The following is an 18,741-nucleotide window of genomic DNA, read 5'->3' as shown; positions in this document are numbered from 1 at the left end:
AATCCCGGAGGCGTAATGAGTCAGGCAGAGATGAAAAACGAAGGCTACGATCTTGATGAGCAGATCGGATATATCCTGCGTCTGGTGACCCAACGCCATACGGCGATCTTTCAGGAACATGCACAACGTCTGTTGCCGGGTGGTCTGACGCCGACGCAGTTCTCAGCACTTCTGCGCATTCACTCTGTCGGGACCTGTTCCCAGAACCGACTGGGGCGCATGGCAGCGATGGATGTTGCCACCATTAAGGGCGTGGTGGATCGGCTAAAGCGCAAAGGGTTAGTTGATCTCGCCCCCGATCCGGATGACCGACGACGTACAAAAATCACCCTGTCCGATAGCGGAGAAGCACTGATCCCGCTACTGAAAGAAGCGGGTGCAGCAATTACCGCCGAAACCGTAAAAGAGTTGAGCGCGGATGAAGTCCAGCAGATGAAAGCATTGCTGAAGAAGCTTTTGTAAGATTGGGTCTGCTAACGGCGAAGACGCACGCGGGAAAATCAGGTGGGAATACGTCGCTTTCCGCCCTGTTTGCTACGTTGCCAGGGTACCCATTTCAGCCAGAGACGCTAAAATTGTCAGGGACGGGCAGGGTTCGCGAAATATCATGATGAAAACAGAAATCTCAGTTGCCGGACATTTCGGAGAGTTTCTTCAGGGACGGGTCGGAGATCGGGTGTTACTGGCGTCACTGCCTTGCCCTGATCTGCATGTGCGCCTTATTCTGTCGCAGAATACCCCCCTATCGGTAGAGTTCTCAGGCAATCCTGTCCTGAATGAAGCAGATGTTCTTTCGCTCACGCAATCCGTGGGGAAAACGCCAACTGGACGGCATCGTTTTACACTGAATATGCCAGCGGGCGGTGGGGCTGGGGCTTCAACGGCGGCGCGGGTTGCTGTTTTGCGGTTGCACCGGCCGGACCTGTCACCAGATCAACTGGCTAAAATCTGCCTGCGCAGCGAGGGTGCGGTTGATCCGTTGATGTTTCCGGATGCGGCTCAAATAATATGGGCGTCACGACAGGCAGAAACCGTCGCCACACGCCCGAGGTTACCAAAGGGGCGGGTGATTGGTGGTTTTTACGGGCCGCCCCGGCGCACCGATCCGGCGGATTCCGATTTTGCCGATATCTCGGATCTACTGTCTGCATGGACTGATGCGACAACATTGCAGCAGGTGGCGGAAATTAGCGCTGAATCCGCGCGTAGAAATCGAGCTTTGCGCGGACCGGTGGACGATCCGACCTTTGATCTGGCCAGAGAACTTGGCGCTATTGGTGTTGCCGTCGCGCATACTGGATCCGCTCGAGGCCTGATTTTTGATCCCGCGCAGGATGTGAATTCAAATCGTGTGTTCAATACTCTTCAGGCCGCAGGTTTTGCGGGCTGTATTGATTTCAGGTTCTGATTCTAGCGCGCACATTTCAACAGGGCATCGATGTCTAGGTTCTCTTCTAAGTGGGCTGCGAGTGCGTCAAGCGTGTCATTCACGACAGACGCATAATCCATGCCGCTTTCGACGCCAAATTTGTGCAGATAGGCTTTCCGGAATGTATCGGCTGTGAATAAGCCATGCAGATAGGTGCCCGTGATGCGCCCGCTTTCAGATATAGCCCCTTCTGGAACATTGCCGATTGTTGCAAAAGCATGATCGCGATCCGGGCCTGTGGTTTCGCCGATGTGGATCTCATATCCGGACATCACAGTGCCGGAAGGTTGATGTTTTGCCTCAACACGGGTCAGGGTTTTTTCAGGCGACATGATGGTTTTTACATTCAATAAGCCAAGGCCCTGGCTGCTGCCCGCGGGGCCTTCGATACCATGTGGATCGTCGATTTCAGTGCCAAGCATCTGATATCCACCGCAAATGCCCAGAACATGCCCACCTCGACGGACATGGGCATAAATGTCGGTGTCCCAGCCTTGATCACGCAGGAAAGCCAGATCTTGACGGGTGGACTTTGTACCGGGAATGATCACAAGATCTGTGTCCCCTGGCAGTGCTTCGCCGGCTTTCAGGATGGTCAGGCGAACACCGTCTTCCATGCCGATCGGGTCAAGGTCATCAAAGTTGGCAATCCGTGATAAGCCAAGACAGACGACATGTAATCCCTGGTCATCATCAGTTCCGCGTAGATCCAGCGCGTCCTCTGCTGGTAAAAACCCGGCCTTACCAAACCAAGGTAAAACACCAAAGCCTGGCCATCCTGTCTGATCTTTGATCAGCGCATACCCATCATCAAACAGGCGGGGATCCCCACGAAATTTGTTGATCATAAAGCCCGCGATCTGGGCCTTGTCCACGTCATCCAGTACGGCCTGCGTGCCGATCATTTGGGCAATGACGCCACCCCGGTCAATATCACCGGCTAGGACAACGGGCACATCTGCGGCACAGGCAAAGCCCATGTTTGCGATATCGTTTTTGCGCAGATTGACTTCAGCGGGGGAACCCGCCCCTTCAACAATCACGAGATCACATTCGGATTTCAAACGCTCAAAACTGTCCAGTACTGCCTGCATTAAATCGGGTTTTAAGCGGGCATAGTCACGGGCCTTGCAAGTGGTTAGGTGCTTGCCGTTTACGATCACAGCCGCACCTTGATCGCTTTCTGGTTTCAGTAAAATCGGGTTCATGTCCACATGGGGCAGCACGCCACAGGCCAGCGCTTGCAAGGCTTGGGCACGACCAATTTCACCATTGCCATCCGCAACCACGGCAGCATTATTTGACATGTTTTGTGGTTTGAACGGGCGGACGTTCAGCCCGCGTTTCACCGCAGCCCGGCAAAGGCCTGCGACCAACATGGATTTCCCTACATTGGAACCAGTGCCCTGGATCATCAGTGCCTTTGTCATGCGAAATCCGTCCGTATTGAATTAAAATTCAACGCCTTTTTGTGCTTTGATGCCGGACCGGAAGGGATGTTTAATCTGTCCCATCTCGGTTGCCAGATCCGCAATTTCAAGTAGCGGTTCTTTGGCGTTCCGGCCGGTCAAAACCACATGGGTCATCTCGGGTTTTTCATCGCGTAGGAAGGCGACAACATCTTCAACGTCGATGTAATCGTAGCGCATTGCGATGTTGATTTCATCTAACAGCACCATGGAGATTTCAGGGTCCAAGATCAGTTCTTTCGCCTTGTCCCAAGCGCGCTTGGCTGCAGCAATATCACGTTCCTTGTCCTGGGTTTCCCAGGTAAACCCTTCGCCCATAGTGTGGAATTGGCAGATTTCAGAAAAATTCCCTTCAATCAGCATACGTTCCCCGGTCTGGGTATTGCCTTTGATAAACTGAACAACTGCGCAGGGCATTTCATGGGCAATATGACGGAAAATCATACCAAATCCGGCGGAAGATTTCCCCTTGCCGGGGCCGGTATTGACGATGATCAGGCCTTTTTCACCATCTTTTGTTGCCATGATTTTATCACGTGCGGCTTTCTTTTTTGCCATTTTGGCGGAATGACGTGCGGCTTCTTCTGGGGTGACGTCGGTCATGGTCGGATACGCCTCTCGGATGTCGGTTTCGCAACTTGCTGCGAAGGGGTTTTTCCCGTACATGGGGATTCTGGTTTCTGTAGTAATACAGACGAAGAGGGAATACGACAGGCGCAAGCGACATTTGATTGCGCCCAAGCGAAGCCGCCCCCGCGACCGTGATCGGATCAGGGTAATTTCCACTGGCAATCTTGCCGGGAAGGATCTTATCCGCCGGGCCCAGCCCGAAGCCGTAAGCCGGGAGACCTGCCAGAAGAATGCAACGGCGATCGGGGCGTATCGCAATCTGCAAGGATCTGATCCTTACAGCACAGCCCCTATGCGCCAGAAAGGTCGGGAAAGGGCTTGGATAATGACTGTAAATGCAACGCTTTATGTGTGCACGACATGCCGGGCTGGACTGGAGATCCCTGAGGATGGTGAACGTCCCGGCGAAGCTATGCTTAATGCACTGAATGATATTGGCGCCCCAGACGGGGTTGATATCAAAGGTGTGAAATGCCTGTCCGCCTGCAGCAATGGCGCGGCGATTGCTTTGGCGCAGGATGGCAAGTGGACCTATGTTTATGGCAATCTGAACAAGGAAGAACACTTGCAAGATATTATCGACGGTGCCGCTGCCTATGCCGCAACAGACGATGGCATCATTCCATGGCGTCAGCGTTCCGCGACCTTCAAGAAACACACACTTTCCCGTATTCCAGCCTTAGGATCGAACCATGACTAATCTGCGTAAAATCCCCGTTACCGTGATCACAGGTTTCCTTGGGTCCGGTAAAACGACCCTTGTACATCACCTGATCCGCAATGCGGGCAGCACCCGCCTGGCTGTTGTGGTGAATGAATTTGGCACACTTGGCATTGATGGTGAAATCCTGAAAGGCTGCGCGGACGATAACTGCCCTGCGGAAAACATCGTTGAACTTGCTAATGGTTGCATTTGTTGCACCGTGGCGGATGATTTCATTCCGACCATCGAAGGCTTGATGGCGCTTGACACTCCTCCGGATCATATCCTGATCGAAACCTCTGGTCTGGCCTTGCCAAAGCCGCTGTTGCTGGCATTCAACTGGCCCGCGATCAAATCCAAAATTACCGTTGATGGTGTGATTGCAGTTGCCGACGCCGAAGCTGTTGCAGACGGCCGGTTCGCACCCGATGTTGCAGCAGTGGATGCGCAACGTGAAGCAGATGAAGGCCTGGATCACGAAACACCTTTGTCGGAAGTGTTTGAAGATCAGATTTCTTGTGCGGATCTTGTGTTGCTGTCCAAAGCTGACTTGGCCACGGCTGAACAGATGGCAAAAGCAAAAGAGATCATCGCAGCGGAAACCCCGCGCAAGGTGCCAATGCTGCCTGTTACCGATGGTAAAATTGACCCGAAAGTAATCTTGGGTCTTGAAGCGGGGGCCGAAGATGATTTGGAAGCACGCCCATCCCATCACGATGGCCATCATGATCATGAACATGATGATTTTGAATCCATCATCATCGACATTCCTGAAATTGAATCCCCCGAAGCGATCACAGCACAAATCGAAACTTTGGCACGTGAACAAAATATTCTGCGTGTCAAAGGCTATGCGGCGGTCAAAGGCAAGCCAATGCGTTTACTGGTGCAGGCGGTTTCTGCCCGTGTGCGTACACAGTATGACCAACCATGGGGTGTGAACCCACGCGAAGGTCAGATGGTTGTGATTGCCGAACATGATGACATCAACGAGGCCGCGATCCGCGCGGTATTTGGGGCTTAACACCCGCCGGAGGGCCTGCACATGCACGTCGTATTTCGCGACAGCCAAGGTTTGGAAGATGACACTCCGCAGGATCTGAAACAGGATCCTGCGGAACTTGTCGTGCTGTCATTCTCAGACAGTGATCTTGGCGCATTTAAAGCGGGTTGGCAGCAGGCGAAAGAACAGGGCGCGGAACTGCCATCGTTGCGATTGGCAAATCTGGTGGCGCTGAAACACCCGCTGTCCGTTGACACCTATGTCGAACAGACACTGAGCGGGGCAAAAGCTGTGCTTGTGCGTTTGATTGGTGGGCAGCAATATTGGGCATACGGCATGTCGCAATTGCAGGATTTGGCGCGGCGCCAAGGCATTGCTCTAGCGGTATTGCCGGCTGACGGGCGTGAAGATACGCAGCTTGACGCACTGTCCACTTTGCCCGTCGCAACGTTGCGACGTTTGGGGCGTCTTTGCGACGAAGGTGGTGCCGTCGCTGCGCGCGCTGCCCTGGCCCAGCTTGCCTTGTCCGCTGGTCTTTATGCATCCCCGGTTCCCGGTCGTAAAACCATGCCGCAATTTGGTGTCTACGATCCTGACCATGGCGTGATTGATGTTCCGGAAATCAATGACAAGCCACTGGTATGGGTCAGCTTCTATCGCAGCTATCTGACCTCGGCGGACACGGCCCCGGTGGACGATCTGATCCGGTCATTTCGGGCAAAGGGCTTTGCGGCATACGGGGTGTTCGCGCCTTCCCTGAAGCACCCGGCAGCGACTGAAAACCTGCCTACATTATTACAAGATCATCCGCCAGCGTTGATCATCAATGCGACAGCCTTTTCCGCCCGTCAACAGGATGGCAGCGCGTCGGTTCTGGATGCGCCCGGCGTGCCCGTATTCCAGGTTTCCCTGTCCACCGCTCGCCGCCGTGATTGGCTAGAAGCCGAACGTGGCCTGTCTCCGGCTGACCTTGCGATGCATGTGGTTCTGCCAGAGGTCGACGGACGATTGTTGGCGGGTGTGATCAGCTTTAAAGCGCCAGAGGGACGTGATCCAGACCTGCAATATAGCCGCTTTGTGCATACGACAGATGCGGATCTGTTAGAAGCTGCTGTTGCAACAATCCTCGGGCATTATCGCCTGAAAATCACTGCGAATATGGATAAGAACCTCGCGATTGTCCTTTCAACCTATCCGGGGAAGTCCTGGCAAATGGCCCATGCGGTGGGGCTGGATGCGCTGGCTTCAACACAGGGTGTTTTGCAGGCATTGGCGGATAGCGGCTACAGTGTCGAAAATGAGTTTGCTCCGGATGATCTGCTGGAAGGGGCTTTGTCCTTTCCGCTGAGTGATTATCAGGCAGCCTTGCAGTCGCTACCCACGCCCCTTCAGGAAAAACTGCAGGAGGCCTGGGGTGACCCTGAAACTGATCCTAGCGTGCGCGAAGATGCTTTCCATTTCCAGGCGTTGCAACTTGATCGGGCAACCGTTGCATTGCAGCCGGAACGCGGTGAACGCACGACGCGCGAAGATGATTACCACGACCTGTCTCGTGTGCCGCGTCATGGCTATGTGGCGTTTTATCTCTGGCTTCAGGCGCGTCAGACCGATGCAATTGTGCATATGGGCGCTCATGGCACGTTGGAATGGCTGCCGGGTAAGTCCGTGGCTTTGTCTGGCGATTGCTGGCCGGATGCACTGGTGGGCAATACACCGGTTTTCTATCCGTTCATCGTCAATGATCCGGGCGAAGCTGCGCAGGCCAAACGTCGGATTGGTGGCGTGACACTGGGGCATATGCCCCCGCCAATGGCGCAGTCGGAAACTCCACAGAACCTGATCCGCCTGGAACAGCTTTTGGATGAATATTCTACGGCTGAAGGGCTGGACCCGGCGCGCCGCACCCGTCTGATTGATACTATTGTGGATGAGGCGCATTCTTCTGGTGTGGCGTCTGACCTTGGTCTCGCTGCGGATGCGTCTGCCGCAGAAGCCATGACGCGGATTGACCGTTTTGTCTGTGACATCAAGGAAAGCCAATATGGCGACGGGTTGCATGTTTACGGGGCAGGGGATCACGGCGCGGAAGAAATCGCAGGTCTGATCAAAGGCCTCTCTGGTGTTCGCATTGATGCAGGCCCTTCAGGTTCACCCTATCGTGGCCGTCAGGATATTCGCCCAACCGGGCGTAATTTGTTCACGACCGATCCGCGTTCTGTGCCCACCCGTGCCGGACATGCGCAGGGCGTAAAAATGGCGGAAGAGCTTGTACGTCGCCATTTGCAAGAAGAAGGCGATTATCCCCGTGGGCTGGTCGTGGATCTTTGGGGGTCCGCCACCATGCGCACCGCCGGTGAAGAATTTGCCATGGCTTTGCATCTTGCGGGTATTTCGCCGCAATGGGATGAGGGTTCTGAACGTGTTTCTGGCTTTGTGATCGAACCTTTGGCGATGTTAGGGCGTCCGCGGATCGATGTGACTTTGCGGGTGTCTGGCCTGTTTCGTGACATCTTTCCTGGCCTTGCAGGGATGTTTGAGCAGGCTGTGAAGGCCTTGGCGGCACGCGATGAAGCGGCCGATTTCAACCCATATCTTGCTGCCGAAAACGAAACCACGCCGCGCGTTTTTGGCCCGAAGCCTGGGTCATATGGCTTGGAAATGGGGCAATATCTGGATGATTACACCGATGAGGCCCGTCAGATGGCGGGCGAAGCTTGGCTAAAGGCGTCGGAATGGGCGATTGCGCAGGATGGCTCTGTCACGCAAAACCGTGCCGCGCTAGAAGCGCAATTGAACAATGTGGATGCTTTCGTGCATGTGCAGGATTTGGCGGAAACCGATGTTCTTCTGGCCCCTGATTATGTTGGGCATGAAGCCGGTGTTTATGCCGCGTTGAAATCGCTGGGTAAGGATGCCCCCGCACTTTATCATCTCGATAGTACCCGTATGGATGATCCGCGCGCACGCACTTTGACTGAAGAAATTGCGCGTGTTGTGCGTGCCCGCGCCGCCAACCCGAACTGGGCGGATGGTATGATGCGGCATGGTTTTCGGGGCGGGGCGGAAATTGCGGCAACTCTGGATCAGATGGCTGCGTTTCAGCACCTGTCAGACACGGTGCCAGGCCATCTGTTCGATCAATACTTTGATGCGACGCTGGGCCGGGAAGAGGTGCTGGCATTTCTACAGGAACATAACCCCGAAGCATTCCAGGCGATGAAAGATCGTTTCAATGCTTTGCTGGAAGCAGGTCTGTGGAAATCCCGCCGTAACTCGATTTATGCGGATCTGGAGGCTTTATCATGAGCGCAACTGATCCTATCATTCAGGGCTGGTGCCCGGGGGCTTTGCGCCCGATGATGTCTGGCGACGGATTGGTCGTGCGCGTGCGTGCTGTTGTCGGTCAGCTGAACGCCGATCAAATGGCGAAAATTGCAGGTCTGTCTGATCAATATGGCAATGGTATTCTGGATGTAACACAGCGGGCAAACCTGCAGATCCGTGGTGTTGATGCAAAAAATCATCCGACGTTAATTGACGCTTTGCGCACCCTTGGGGTGATCGATGCGGATATCGCCATCGAAACCAAACGCAATATTGTAATTACGCCTTTTGGTGGCGATGCTCCGCGTGATCTAGCACGTGATTTGACCGAAGCCTTGCCACGTTTTCCTGAACTGCCCGGCAAATTTGGCTTTGCGATTGATATCGGGCCAGATGCTGTCCTGGGCGATGTTTCTGCTGATATCCGGGTTGAATCGAACACAGCAGGTCAGATGATATTGCGCGCTGATGGTTGTGACACGGCCGCGCTGACATCTCGTGATACTGTGATTGACGATATGATCCTGCTGGCCGAATGGTTTGCCGATCATGGCATCACAGACGGGCGTGGCCGGATGCGCAAGCTTTTGAAGCGCCAGCCAGATATTCTGCCAGAACAGTTCCGTGGGACAGAAACGCCACGTGTACAAATAACGCCCCCCAAGGCGGGTCCCATAGACGACGGCACATTGATTGCTTGTGCTTATGGTCAGATCACAGCAAGTGATCTGCGCCTTCTGTCTGTATCACTGACCGGCATCACGATGACGCCTTGGCGTGCATTTTTTGTGCCTGGTCAGAACCTGACTTTGCCGGTTTCTTGTGAGGGGTTGATCATCGATCCGAATGATCCCCGTCTGCGTATTGCGGCCTGTCCGGGTGCACCGAAATGCCCTCAGGCGTTGGGTGAAACCCGTGCGCTGGCAGACCGGCTTGCGCAACATATCCCGATTGGAAAACATCTGCACATCACGGGATGTGCCAAAGCTTGTGCTGCGTCCGGACAGTATGATGCGACATTGATTGCCACAGATGCGGGGTTCGACCTGCATCACTTTTCTGACACAAGCCCATCGGCAAGGGGCCTGCGCCCCACAGCCCTTGCCACTGATCCGACATTGATCTTCGAAGGACACCCCAAATGACCGAGTTCCACACCTATGAAACCAACGGCCAGGCCATCTATGATGAAAGCTTTGCCACAATTCGCCGGGAAGCAAACCTAACCCGTTTTACCAAAGACGAAGAAGTGGTTGCCGTGCGGATGATCCACGCTGCGGGCATGGTCGGCCTGGAAGAACATGTTGTTTTCTCAGACGGAATGGCAAAGGCCGCGCGCGCTGCACTTGCCAATGGCGCGCCAATTCTTTGCGATGCTTACATGGTATCTGAAGGGATCACCCGCCCGCGTCTTGCTGCCAACAATGAGGTCATCTGCACCCTTCGTGATGAACGTGTGCCGGGCATGGCGAAAGAAATGGGCAACACCCGTTCGGCTGCCGCGCTTGAGTTGTGGCGCGACAAACTGGAAGGTTCTGTTGTCGCGATTGGCAACGCGCCGACCGCCTTGTTTCATCTGCTGAATATGCTGAAAGACCCGACTTGCCCACGCCCAGCTGCGATCATCGGTTGCCCGGTTGGCTTTGTTGGCGCCATGGAAAGCAAAGATGCGTTGATGCAAGATTTGCCCGTGCCCTCCATGATTGTCAAAGGCCGCTTGGGCGGTTCTGCGATCACGGTTGCCGCCGTTAATGCCCTTGCCAGCTGGAAAGAATAAACCATGGGTAAACTGATTTGTGCAGGCCTTGGGCCAGGTGATCCGGATTTGATGAGCGTCAAAGCCCATCGCGCCGTGACCACTGCCAAACACATCGCATTCTTTCGCAAGAAAAACCGTCATGGCATGGCTCGTCGGATCGTCGATGGATTGCTGCGTGAAGATGCGGTGGAATACGCGATGGAATACCCGGTTACTACGGAAATTCCTCTGTCTGATCCTGGCTATAACGCGAGCCTGGCCCCGTTTTATGACGACTGGGCAGAACGCCTATTGGCCCTGTCAAAAGAACAGCCAAACGAAGATATCGTTGTGCTTTGCGAAGGGGATCCGTTCTTTTATGGCTCTTTCATGCATCTCTATACCCGCCTGCGTGATCGCATGGAAATTGACGTGATCCCGGCCATCACTGGCATGTCCGGCTGTTGGAACCAGACAGGCGAGCCGATCACCTGGGGCGATGATGTGATGACGGTTCTGATGGGCACCCTGACTGAGGATGACCTGACGCAACGCATGGAATGTTCAGATGCGATTGTTGTGATGAAGACCGGTCAGAACATTCCCAAGATCCGTCGCGCCCTGCAACGTGCAGGTAAATATGAGGACGCCTGGATCGTGAAACGTGGCACCATGCCTGATCAGGAAATCCACAAACTTTGCGAATTGGATTGCGATGAGAACCCATATTTTGCGATTATTCTCGTGCATGGACAGGGGCGCAGACCATGAATAAAGGCAGTGTCATCATTGTGGGCCTTGGGCCTGGGAATGAAAACCTAATTACCCCCGAAGCGCAGACTGCGATTGATCAGGCCACCGATGTGGTGGGCTATATTCCCTATGTGAAACGCATTGCGCCACGCGATGGGTTGACGTTGCATGCCTCTGACAATCGCGTCGAAATTGACCGATCCATTCACGCGCTTGAAATGGCGGTCGAGGGCAAGCAGGTTGTTGTGGTGTCTTCCGGTGATCCGGGTGTTTTCGCCATGGCATCGGCGGTTTTTGAGGCGCTTGAAGAGGGGATCAAGGATCATCCGGAATGGGCGTCTCTTGATATTCAAGTTGTGCCTGGAATTACTGCGATGTTGGCAGCTTCTGCGGCTTGTGGCGCGCCTCTGGGGCATGACTTTTGCGCGATCAATCTGTCGGACAATCTGAAACCTTTTGCCCTGGTGGAACACCGTTTGCGTCACGCGGCGCGCGGCGATTTCGCAATGGGCTTTTACAATCCGCGATCCAAATCCCGCCCTACGCAATTTGGCCAGGTTCTTGACATTCTACGCGAGGAACTGACTCCTGACCATCTCATCATTTTTGCCCGCGCGGTGTCGACGGATGAGCAGGTGATCAACATTCAACGTCTTGGGGACGCAACGCCGGATATGGCGGATATGCGCACGGTGGTTCTGGTCGGAAATTCTGGAACCCATGTGATTGAAGGCACGGTGATTGTGAACACGCCGCGATCTCAGAAAGACTGGGCTGCATCCTGATGAAGCCAGGCCAGAACATCCTGTTGCGATTGCATAATCTGGCGCCCCATAAGGGGTGGGCGGTCCATCACGATCACCCGAAGGCCCAGATCTCGTGCGGCGTCCAGCTTGGCACGTGCGCCGATGCCACCCGCATTTTTGGTGACGATCACATCAATATGGTGGCGTTTCAAAAGCGCCAGATCTCCGGCCAGATCAAACGGTCCTGCTGCGATTTCGACGGTGTGGCTGGGCAGGGGAATGATGCTTTCGGGCGGGTCGACCAGGCGCAAAAGGTAATGGTGTTGCGGCGCAGTGGCGAACAGATCAATGTTCTGTTTTCCAATAGCCAGAAACACCCGTTGCGCGGTTTCGCCAAGGGCTTTCAGAACGCCAGGATAATCTGCAACATGTTGCCAGTTATCGCCGGTCTTAGCTGCCCATGGCGCGCGCTCAAAACTGATCAGGGGCGTTCTGGTTTGCGCCACAGCCAGCAGTGCATTCTGCGACATTTGCGCGGCGAATGGATGGGTTGCATCCACAATATGCGTGATTTTTTCAGCATGGATGTATGCGACAAGACCAGCCACGCCACCAAAGCCCCCCACGCGGGTTGGCAGGGGTTGACTGCGCGGCGCATTGGTGCGCCCGGCGTAGGAAAATATAGCATTTGTTCCACAATCTGCCAGATGGCGCGCAAGGTGCGAAGCCTCTGTTGTACCGCCCAAGATAAGGATTTTCTGCATGTCTGACTTTGGCAAAACCACACCCTGGCTGACGATTATTGGTTGCGGCGAAGATGGCCCCGCTGGCCTGACAGATGCAAGCCGAAAAGCGATTGCAGATGCAAAACATATCATCGGGGCACCCCGTCATCTTGAGGTTCTTGATCTGTTGGGGGATCCGTTCCCAGTACCGTTTTCCATTGCCCCCGTGATTGCAAAGCGGGGCGAGGCAACTGTCATGCTGACTTCGGGTGATCCGTTCTGGTTTGGGGCCGGTGGTTCGATTGCCGCGCAGCTTGATCCATCGGAATACATCTGTCATTCCGCCCCTTCCGTCTTTTCCATGATCGCCGCGCGTATGGGGTGGCGGCTTGAAGAAACGCTCTGCATGGGGCTGCATGCAAAATCCTTTTCCCGCTTGCTGCCCTTGGCGTCAGATGGGGTACAGATCATTGCAACTCTGCGCGATGGGGCGGCTATTTCTGACCTTGGTGCATATCTGACAGAAAGCGGTTTTCGGGACAGTGTTGTTACTTGTTTTCAATCTCTTGGGGGCTATCAGGAACAGTGCATCAAACGGAAGGCAAGTGAGCTATCTCAGGTCGATTTGCATCACCCTGTGGCTGTGGCGATTGACTGTATCGGGCGTGGGATCAGCCGGGCGTCTGGCCTTGCTGATGAATTATTCGCAACGGATGGGCAGATTACGAAACGTCCGGTGCGTGCCCTAACACTGTCCGCCTTGGCCCCATGTCCGAACGAGATATTCTGGGATATTGGTGCCGGGTCTGGTTCCATCACGGTTGAAATGCTTCTGGCGGCACCTGGAAGCCGTGGTTTCGCGCTGGAAACCCGCGCAGATCGCATCGAAAACATCCGTAAAAATGCGGATCACTTTGGCATTGGTCACCGAGTTGAGGTGATTAACGCCCATGCGCCTGCGGGGCTGGATGATCTGCCCGCGCCGGATGCGATTTTCATTGGTGGCGGGTTGAATGCGGAGTTGTTTGATGCTCTTTGGGCGAAGATGCCTGATGGTGCGCGCCTTGTGGCCAATACGGTGACGCTTGAAAGCGAAGCCTTGATCACGCAATTGGCAGGAAAATTGGGTGGTGAGTTGATGCGTTTTGATTTTGCGCAAGCCGCACCTTTGGGCCGTATGCGTGGCTGGCAAGCGGCGCGTCCTGTTGTGCAGTGGAGGGTCGTGAAATGAGCGACCAGATCACCATTCTTGGCATGGGCTTTAAATCCGATGCGACTTACAGCGCGCTGGAAACTGCGGCGCGCGGCCTTTGCGATGTTAACGGGGTTTCACCCGATGTGATTGTCACACTGGTGGCCAAGGCCAAATACCCACCCTTCATGCGTCTGGCAGAAAATTTAGACGCCCGTATTCGTACTGTCACCCCTGATGATATTCGCGGCATCACGACCCCAACCCAATCGGCGCGCATTCAGGCGCTGTTTGGAACGGGTTCCGTCGCAGAAGCTGTCGCATTGGCGGCATTTGAAGACGCAACGCTGCATGCGGAACGACAGCTTTCCACCGACAACGCCACACAATCCACGGCCACCGCCGCGTTGGCTCTGGCCCCACGAGAGAAAAATACATGACCGTTCACTTTATTGGCGCAGGCCCTGGTGCCGCTGATCTGCTGACCCTACGGGGGCGTGATATTCTGGCGTCTTGTCAGACCTGCCTTTATGCGGGATCGCTGATCCCGGATGAAATTCTTAGCCATTGCCCCGAAGGCGTGGAACTGATCAACACTGCCCCAATTGATCTGGATAAGATCATCGAGCATATCAAAGAGGCCCATGCGAAAGGCCATGATGTGGCGCGTCTGCATTCGGGCGATCTGTCCGTCTGGTCTGCCATGGGGGAACAGCTGCGCCGCCTGAAAGCCGAAAATATCCCGTTCAGCGTGACGCCGGGCGTGCCATCTTTCACGGCTGCTGCTGCCGCGCTTGGTGCCGAACTGACGCTGCCGGAACTGGTGCAATCGGTTGTGCTGACGCGAACGTCTGGTCGTGCGACCTCTATGCCAGAAAGCGAAGCGCTTGAAAACTTCGGTCGTACCGGCGCAACCCTGTGTATTCACTTGTCGATTCATGTTCTGGATCAGGTGGTACGCGAACTGACGCCGCATTATGGTGCGGATTGCCCGGTCGCCGTTGTTTGGCGCGCCAGCTGGCCGGATCAGAAAATCATCCAAGGCACGCTTGAAACAATCGAAGGTCTGATGCCCGCCGAGGTCACACGCACCGCCCTGATCATGGTTGGTCGTTCCCTTGGGGCGGATGACTTCACCGAAAGTCGCCTTTATGCTGATGATTATGACCGCCGTTTCCGCCCCCGTGGCACTGAACCCCGTTTCCCTGAGACAAAGGACTAAACCATGTTGCCCAAAGGCCTTCTGATCTCTGCCCCTGCGTCGGGCACTGGAAAAACCACCCTGACCCTTGGTCTGCTTTATGCGCTGCGTCAGCAAGGCGTGAAAGTGCAGCCCTATAAATGTGGGCCGGATTACATTGATCCGGCGTTTCATACCGCCGCCACAGGTTTACCAAGCTTTAACCTTGATAGTTGGTCGATGCCGGATGCGATGTTGAACCATCATGTGACGCGCGGTGAAGGCGCTGATCTGATGATCGCCGAAGGGTCTATGGGCTTGTATGATGGCGTTGCCACGGATGGTGCATCTGGCAACGGGGCCAGTGCCGATATTGCGGCGCGTAATGGTTGGCCTGTTGTGCTGGTCATTAATGTGTCCGGTCAGGCGCAATCTGCTGCCGCCACCGCCATGGGGTTCCGCGCCATGCGCCCGGATATGCCCTTTGCGGGTGTCATCCTGAATCAGGTCGCAAGCCCACGTCATGAACGTCTGATCCGTGTTGGCATGGAAGCCGCCGGGATCAAAGTGTTCGGTGCTTTGCCACGCAAAGGTGCGGTTGAATTGCCCGAACGCCATCTTGGCCTTGTGCAGGCCGAAGAACAGGAAACCCTGCATAAGATCCTCGAAGATTTGGCTGTGTTTATCCGGGAACATATTGATCTCGAATCTCTGCAGGCGGCGGCTGGCGAAACCACATTGCCTGAAGGCGGCACACATGTGATCAAGCCCCCCGCGCAGCATATCGCGCTGGCCCGGGACGAAGCGTTTTCCTTTGTTTACCCGCATCTTTTGGATGGCTGGCGCCAGCAGGGCGCGCAGGTTTCCCTGTTTTCACCCCTGAAAAATGAAGGCCCCGCGATGGATGCGGATTTGGCCTGGTTGCCTGGTGGGTATCCGGAACTGCATGCAGGAAAACTTGCCGGCGCTGCGAATTTCAAGACGCAGATGCGTGCTTTTGCGGAAACAAAACCTGTGCACGGCGAATGCGGTGGCTATATGGCAATGGGTGCGCAACTGATTGATAAAGAAGGCACCTCGCACGAAATGTTGGGCCTGTTGGGTCTTGTCACATCGTATGAGAAACGCAAAATGCATCTTGGCTATCGCCGTGCGACGTTGCAATTGGCCACAGGCGCTTTTGAGGCAGGGCGAGAATTGGCTGGGCATGAATTCCACTATTCCACCATCCTTGATCAGCCCGACGCGCCACTGGCTGTTGTCAAAGACGCAACCGGTGCCGAAGTGCCTGAAACCGGGTCCAAACGCGGGCTGGCCACGGGCACATTCTTCCACTTGATTTCGGAGGTCTCATAATGGGTTTCGTCAGTTTTGTTTCCTCTGGACCGGGTGATCCCGAGCTTCTGACAGTGCGTGCCGTCAAGCGGCTGCAGGATGCGGACGTTGTGTTGTATGATGATCTGTCTTCGGGGCCGATCCTTGAACATGTGAAGACAGACGCTGACCTGATTTCCGTCGGAAAACGGGCTGGGCGGGCATCCCCCCGTCAGGATCATATCAGTCGCCTTTTGGTGGATTATGCCCGGACCGGTCAGAAAGTCGTGCGCTTGAAATCCGGTGACAGCGGCATGTTTGGCCGTCTCGAAGAAGAAATCGTTGCCCTCACTGCCGAAGGGTTCGACTACGAAGTTGTTCCGGGTGTGACGTCGGCAATGGCTGCGGCGGCTGCGGCGAAAATTCCGATGACTCGGCGCGAAAAATCACGTCGCGTGCAGTTTGTCACGGGGCATGCCCTGACAGGTGAGTTGCCGGAAGACATCAACCTGGTTGCCCTTGCCGATCCGGATGCGACCACTGCGATCTTTATGGGGAAACGCACGTTTCCCGGACTTGCTGAAAAGCTGATCGACGCAGGAATGCCCGGTGACACCCCCGCGCTTCTGGCCGAAAATGTATCTCATCCCAATCAAAACCTGATCCGGTCCAATGTCGCGGCACTTGCGAAAGAACTGTCTGACAGCAAAGTCGACGGACCGGCGATAATCTTGATCGGGCCACTTTATGGGGCTGATCTATGATCACTTTGCATCTGATTGGCATTGGCACGGGCAACCCGGATCACTTGACGCTGCAGGCGATCAAGGCGCTGAATGCTGCGGATCTGATCCTGATCCCGCATAAGGGGGATGACAAAGCAGATCTTGCACAATTGCGTCAGAGCATCTGCAAGGATGTGCTGACCCATAGTGTTGAGATCGCGGAATTTGCTTTGCCGGTGCGTGATCCTGCGATCACAGACTATATTGAACGTGTGAACCACTGGCATGATGCGATTGCGGATTGCTGGCTGGCGGAAATTACGGCCCGAACAGATGCCCGTGATATCGCGCTTTTGGTTTGGGGGGACCCTTCGCTTTACGACAGTACTTTGCGCATTGCCGACCGGGTTTCAAAGCGGGTCGAAATCCAGCTGAATGTGGTGCCGGGCATTACATCGATGCAAGGTCTAACGGCGGCGCATCAGATCCCGTTGAATGCTTTGGGGGGCGCTTTTCAGGTCACCACAGGTCGACAACTGCGCGATCATGGCTGGCCTTCAGGGGCAGATCGGCTGGTGATCATGCTGGACGGAGACTGTGCCTTTCAGACGCTTGATCCCACGGGCATTCATATCTGGTGGGGCGGTTTTGTTGGCATGCCCAACGAAGTTACGATTTCCGGTCAACTGACTGACGTATCACAGAAAATCATCGAAACACGGCAACGCGCCAAAGACGACCACGGTTGGATCATGGATATTTATATCCTTGAGCGTGGATGAGGGAGAAGAGACCATGCTGGAAGTATCTGCAGAATTCGCCACTGAAATTCAGACCGCGATTGACATGAAAACCAAACCGCCGGGATCCCTTGGCCGGATCGAAGAACTTGCGGCGCAAATCGCGGCATTGAAGGGGACACTCGCCCCCAAGCTGGACACATGTCACCACGTCATTTTTGCGGCGGACCATGGTATTGCGAATGAAGGTGTTTCCGCGTTTCCTCAGGCCGTAACCCAGCAGATGGTGTTGAATTTCTTAGGCAATGGTGCCGCTGCGAACGTCTTTGCCAACCGGTTGGATGTCCCCGTGACTGTCGTTGACGCAGGCGTTGCTGGTGATCCGATTGACGCGCCGGATCTTGTTTCCAGACGCATGGGCGCTGGCACTGACAGCTATCTTTCTGGCCCTGCCATGGCAGCGGATACTATGGTGAAAACCATGCGAGCGGGCGCAGATATCGCCGCGGAATGTGGTGCAGATGCCATGAGCTTTGGGGAGATGGGTATCGGCAACACCGCCACTGCGACCATGTTGATTCACAAGTTGACCGGTCTTGATCTGGCAACCTTGACAGGGCGTGGGACTGGCCTTGATGATGATGGCGTGGCCCGCAAATTGGCGATCCTTGAAAAGGCCGCTGCGCGTACGTCGAATCTGACCACGGATGAAGTTCTGGCACAATACGGTGGCTTTGAAATTCTGATGATGGCGGGTGCTATGATCAAAGCGGCTGAAATGCGAAAAGTTGTTCTTGTGGACGGGTTTATCGCAACCTCTGCCGCGCTGGTTGCCCTCACGAATGCCCCCCATATCCGTCCAGCAATGGTATTTGCACATCTGTCTGAAGAAGCCGGGCATATTGCGACTTTGACACATCTGGATGCTAAACCCGTATTGAATCTGGGCCTGCGTCTGGGGGAAGGCACCGGTGCGCTTTTGGTCTGGCCGCTGGTACGTGCCGCCGCAGATATGCTGAACAATATGGCGACCTTTGCAGACGCTGGCATCAGTGGGAAAGACGCCTGAT

19 protein-coding genes and 1 riboswitch are annotated in these 18,741 nt (G+C 55.0%); of the genes, 16 read left to right on the top strand and 3 right to left on the bottom strand.

All coding sequences use genetic code 11. The features are described from left to right. Window positions 1–15 precede the first annotated feature (15 nt). Entirely contained in the window at window positions 16–462 is a 447-nt protein-coding gene (locus tag ACPGUT_RS03955; protein ID WP_423989015.1) for a MarR family winged helix-turn-helix transcriptional regulator, read from the top strand. Window positions 463–607: 145 nt separating this feature from the next. Beyond that, on the top strand, window positions 608–1,408 hold the full coding sequence (locus tag ACPGUT_RS03950) for a propanediol utilization protein (protein WP_423989014.1): 801 nt from the start codon (window positions 608–610) through the stop codon (window positions 1,406–1,408). A gap of 2 nt (window positions 1,409–1,410) precedes the next feature. On the opposite strand, the gene ACPGUT_RS03945 is transcribed toward ACPGUT_RS03950, so the two are convergent. Continuing rightward, window positions 1,411–2,859 (bottom strand): cobyric acid synthase, encoded by a 1,449-nt coding sequence (locus ACPGUT_RS03945; protein ID WP_423989013.1) that lies wholly within the window; start codon window positions 2,857–2,859, stop codon window positions 1,411–1,413. Between the two features lie 21 nt (window positions 2,860–2,880). Continuing rightward, the gene (gene cobO, locus ACPGUT_RS03940) at window positions 2,881–3,501 is read right to left on the bottom strand and encodes a cob(I)yrinic acid a,c-diamide adenosyltransferase (protein WP_423989012.1); all 621 of its coding nucleotides are present in this window, start codon (window positions 3,499–3,501) and stop codon (window positions 2,881–2,883) included. Between the two features lie 54 nt (window positions 3,502–3,555). Continuing rightward, window positions 3,556–3,769, top strand: a riboswitch (cobalamin riboswitch). Between the two features lie 84 nt (window positions 3,770–3,853). On the opposite strand from cobO, the gene ACPGUT_RS03935 reads away from it, so the two are divergent. From ACPGUT_RS03935 to cobJ, 7 genes are read left to right on the top strand one after another with little or no spacing between them, the layout of a single operon-like run. After that, complete coding sequence (locus ACPGUT_RS03935; RefSeq protein WP_423989011.1) at window positions 3,854–4,228, top strand: DUF1636 family protein; 375 nt, start codon at window positions 3,854–3,856, stop codon at window positions 4,226–4,228. Next, window positions 4,221–5,255, top strand: coding sequence for a cobalamin biosynthesis protein CobW (gene cobW / locus ACPGUT_RS03930; RefSeq protein ID WP_423989010.1), 1,035 nt, complete (start codon window positions 4,221–4,223; stop codon window positions 5,253–5,255). The genes ACPGUT_RS03935 and cobW overlap by 8 nt, the downstream gene beginning before the upstream one ends. 21 nt (window positions 5,256–5,276) lie before the next feature. After that, window positions 5,277–8,540 (top strand): cobaltochelatase subunit CobN, encoded by a 3,264-nt coding sequence (gene cobN / locus ACPGUT_RS03925; protein ID WP_423989009.1) that lies wholly within the window; start codon window positions 5,277–5,279, stop codon window positions 8,538–8,540. Next, complete coding sequence (gene cobG / locus ACPGUT_RS03920; RefSeq protein WP_423989008.1) at window positions 8,537–9,703, top strand: precorrin-3B synthase; 1,167 nt, start codon at window positions 8,537–8,539, stop codon at window positions 9,701–9,703. The genes cobN and cobG overlap by 4 nt, the downstream gene beginning before the upstream one ends. Beyond that, on the top strand, window positions 9,700–10,335 hold the full coding sequence (locus ACPGUT_RS03915; protein WP_423989007.1) for a precorrin-8X methylmutase: 636 nt from the start codon (window positions 9,700–9,702) through the stop codon (window positions 10,333–10,335). The genes cobG and ACPGUT_RS03915 overlap by 4 nt, the downstream gene beginning before the upstream one ends. A 3-nt stretch (window positions 10,336–10,338) precedes the next feature. After that, window positions 10,339–11,067: a precorrin-2 C(20)-methyltransferase gene (cobI, locus tag ACPGUT_RS03910; RefSeq protein ID WP_423989006.1), complete on the top strand. Its 729-nt coding sequence runs from the start codon at window positions 10,339–10,341 to the stop codon at window positions 11,065–11,067. Next, the gene (gene cobJ / locus ACPGUT_RS03905; RefSeq protein WP_423989005.1) at window positions 11,064–11,834 is read left to right on the top strand and encodes a precorrin-3B C(17)-methyltransferase; all 771 of its coding nucleotides are present in this window, start codon (window positions 11,064–11,066) and stop codon (window positions 11,832–11,834) included. Before cobI ends, cobJ begins: the two co-directional genes overlap by 4 nt. Here the strand turns inward: cobJ and ACPGUT_RS03900 are convergent. Next, window positions 11,810–12,559, bottom strand: coding sequence for a cobalt-precorrin-6A reductase (locus ACPGUT_RS03900; RefSeq protein ID WP_423989004.1), 750 nt, complete (start codon window positions 12,557–12,559; stop codon window positions 11,810–11,812). The two genes, cobJ and ACPGUT_RS03900, sit on opposite strands and share 25 nt — an antisense overlap. On the opposite strand from ACPGUT_RS03900, the gene cbiT reads away from it, so the two are divergent. Genes cbiT through cobT form a run of 7 tightly spaced genes read left to right on the top strand, consistent with a single transcriptional unit; the run spans window position 12,558 to window position 18,740 of the window. Beyond that, window positions 12,558–13,751 (top strand): precorrin-6Y C5,15-methyltransferase (decarboxylating) subunit CbiT, encoded by a 1,194-nt coding sequence (gene cbiT / locus ACPGUT_RS03895; RefSeq protein ID WP_423989003.1) that lies wholly within the window; start codon window positions 12,558–12,560, stop codon window positions 13,749–13,751. The two genes, ACPGUT_RS03900 and cbiT, sit on opposite strands and share 2 nt — an antisense overlap. Further along, a complete protein-coding gene (locus ACPGUT_RS03890; protein WP_423989002.1) occupies window positions 13,748–14,152 on the top strand; it encodes a cobalamin biosynthesis protein in 405 nt (134 codons plus the stop codon). The genes cbiT and ACPGUT_RS03890 overlap by 4 nt, the downstream gene beginning before the upstream one ends. Next, a complete protein-coding gene (gene cobM / locus ACPGUT_RS03885) occupies window positions 14,149–14,934 on the top strand; it encodes a precorrin-4 C(11)-methyltransferase (RefSeq protein ID WP_423989001.1) in 786 nt (261 codons plus the stop codon). The genes ACPGUT_RS03890 and cobM overlap by 4 nt, the downstream gene beginning before the upstream one ends. Before the next feature lie 3 nt (window positions 14,935–14,937). Beyond that, on the top strand, window positions 14,938–16,248 hold the full coding sequence (locus ACPGUT_RS03880) for a cobyrinate a,c-diamide synthase (RefSeq protein ID WP_423988999.1): 1,311 nt from the start codon (window positions 14,938–14,940) through the stop codon (window positions 16,246–16,248). Beyond that, window positions 16,245–16,970 carry a uroporphyrinogen-III C-methyltransferase gene (gene cobA / locus ACPGUT_RS03875; RefSeq protein WP_423989056.1) on the top strand — a complete coding sequence of 242 codons (726 nt, stop codon included), beginning with the start codon at window positions 16,245–16,247 and terminating at the stop codon, window positions 16,968–16,970. The genes ACPGUT_RS03880 and cobA overlap by 4 nt, the downstream gene beginning before the upstream one ends. Continuing rightward, entirely contained in the window at window positions 16,967–17,713 is a 747-nt protein-coding gene (gene cobF / locus ACPGUT_RS03870; protein WP_423988997.1) for a precorrin-6A synthase (deacetylating), read from the top strand. The genes cobA and cobF overlap by 4 nt, the downstream gene beginning before the upstream one ends. Window positions 17,714–17,726: 13 nt before the next feature. Further along, window positions 17,727–18,740 (top strand): nicotinate-nucleotide--dimethylbenzimidazole phosphoribosyltransferase, encoded by a 1,014-nt coding sequence (gene cobT, locus ACPGUT_RS03865; RefSeq protein WP_423988996.1) that lies wholly within the window; start codon window positions 17,727–17,729, stop codon window positions 18,738–18,740. Window position 18,741 lies beyond the last annotated feature (1 nt).

It is taken from the genome of Halocynthiibacter sp. (assembly GCF_049608145.1).
In the GTDB taxonomy this organism is placed as follows: domain Bacteria; phylum Pseudomonadota; class Alphaproteobacteria; order Rhodobacterales; family Rhodobacteraceae; genus Halocynthiibacter.
Note: the sequence above shows the minus strand (reverse complement) of the source record. Positions and strands in the feature narration are given on the sequence as shown.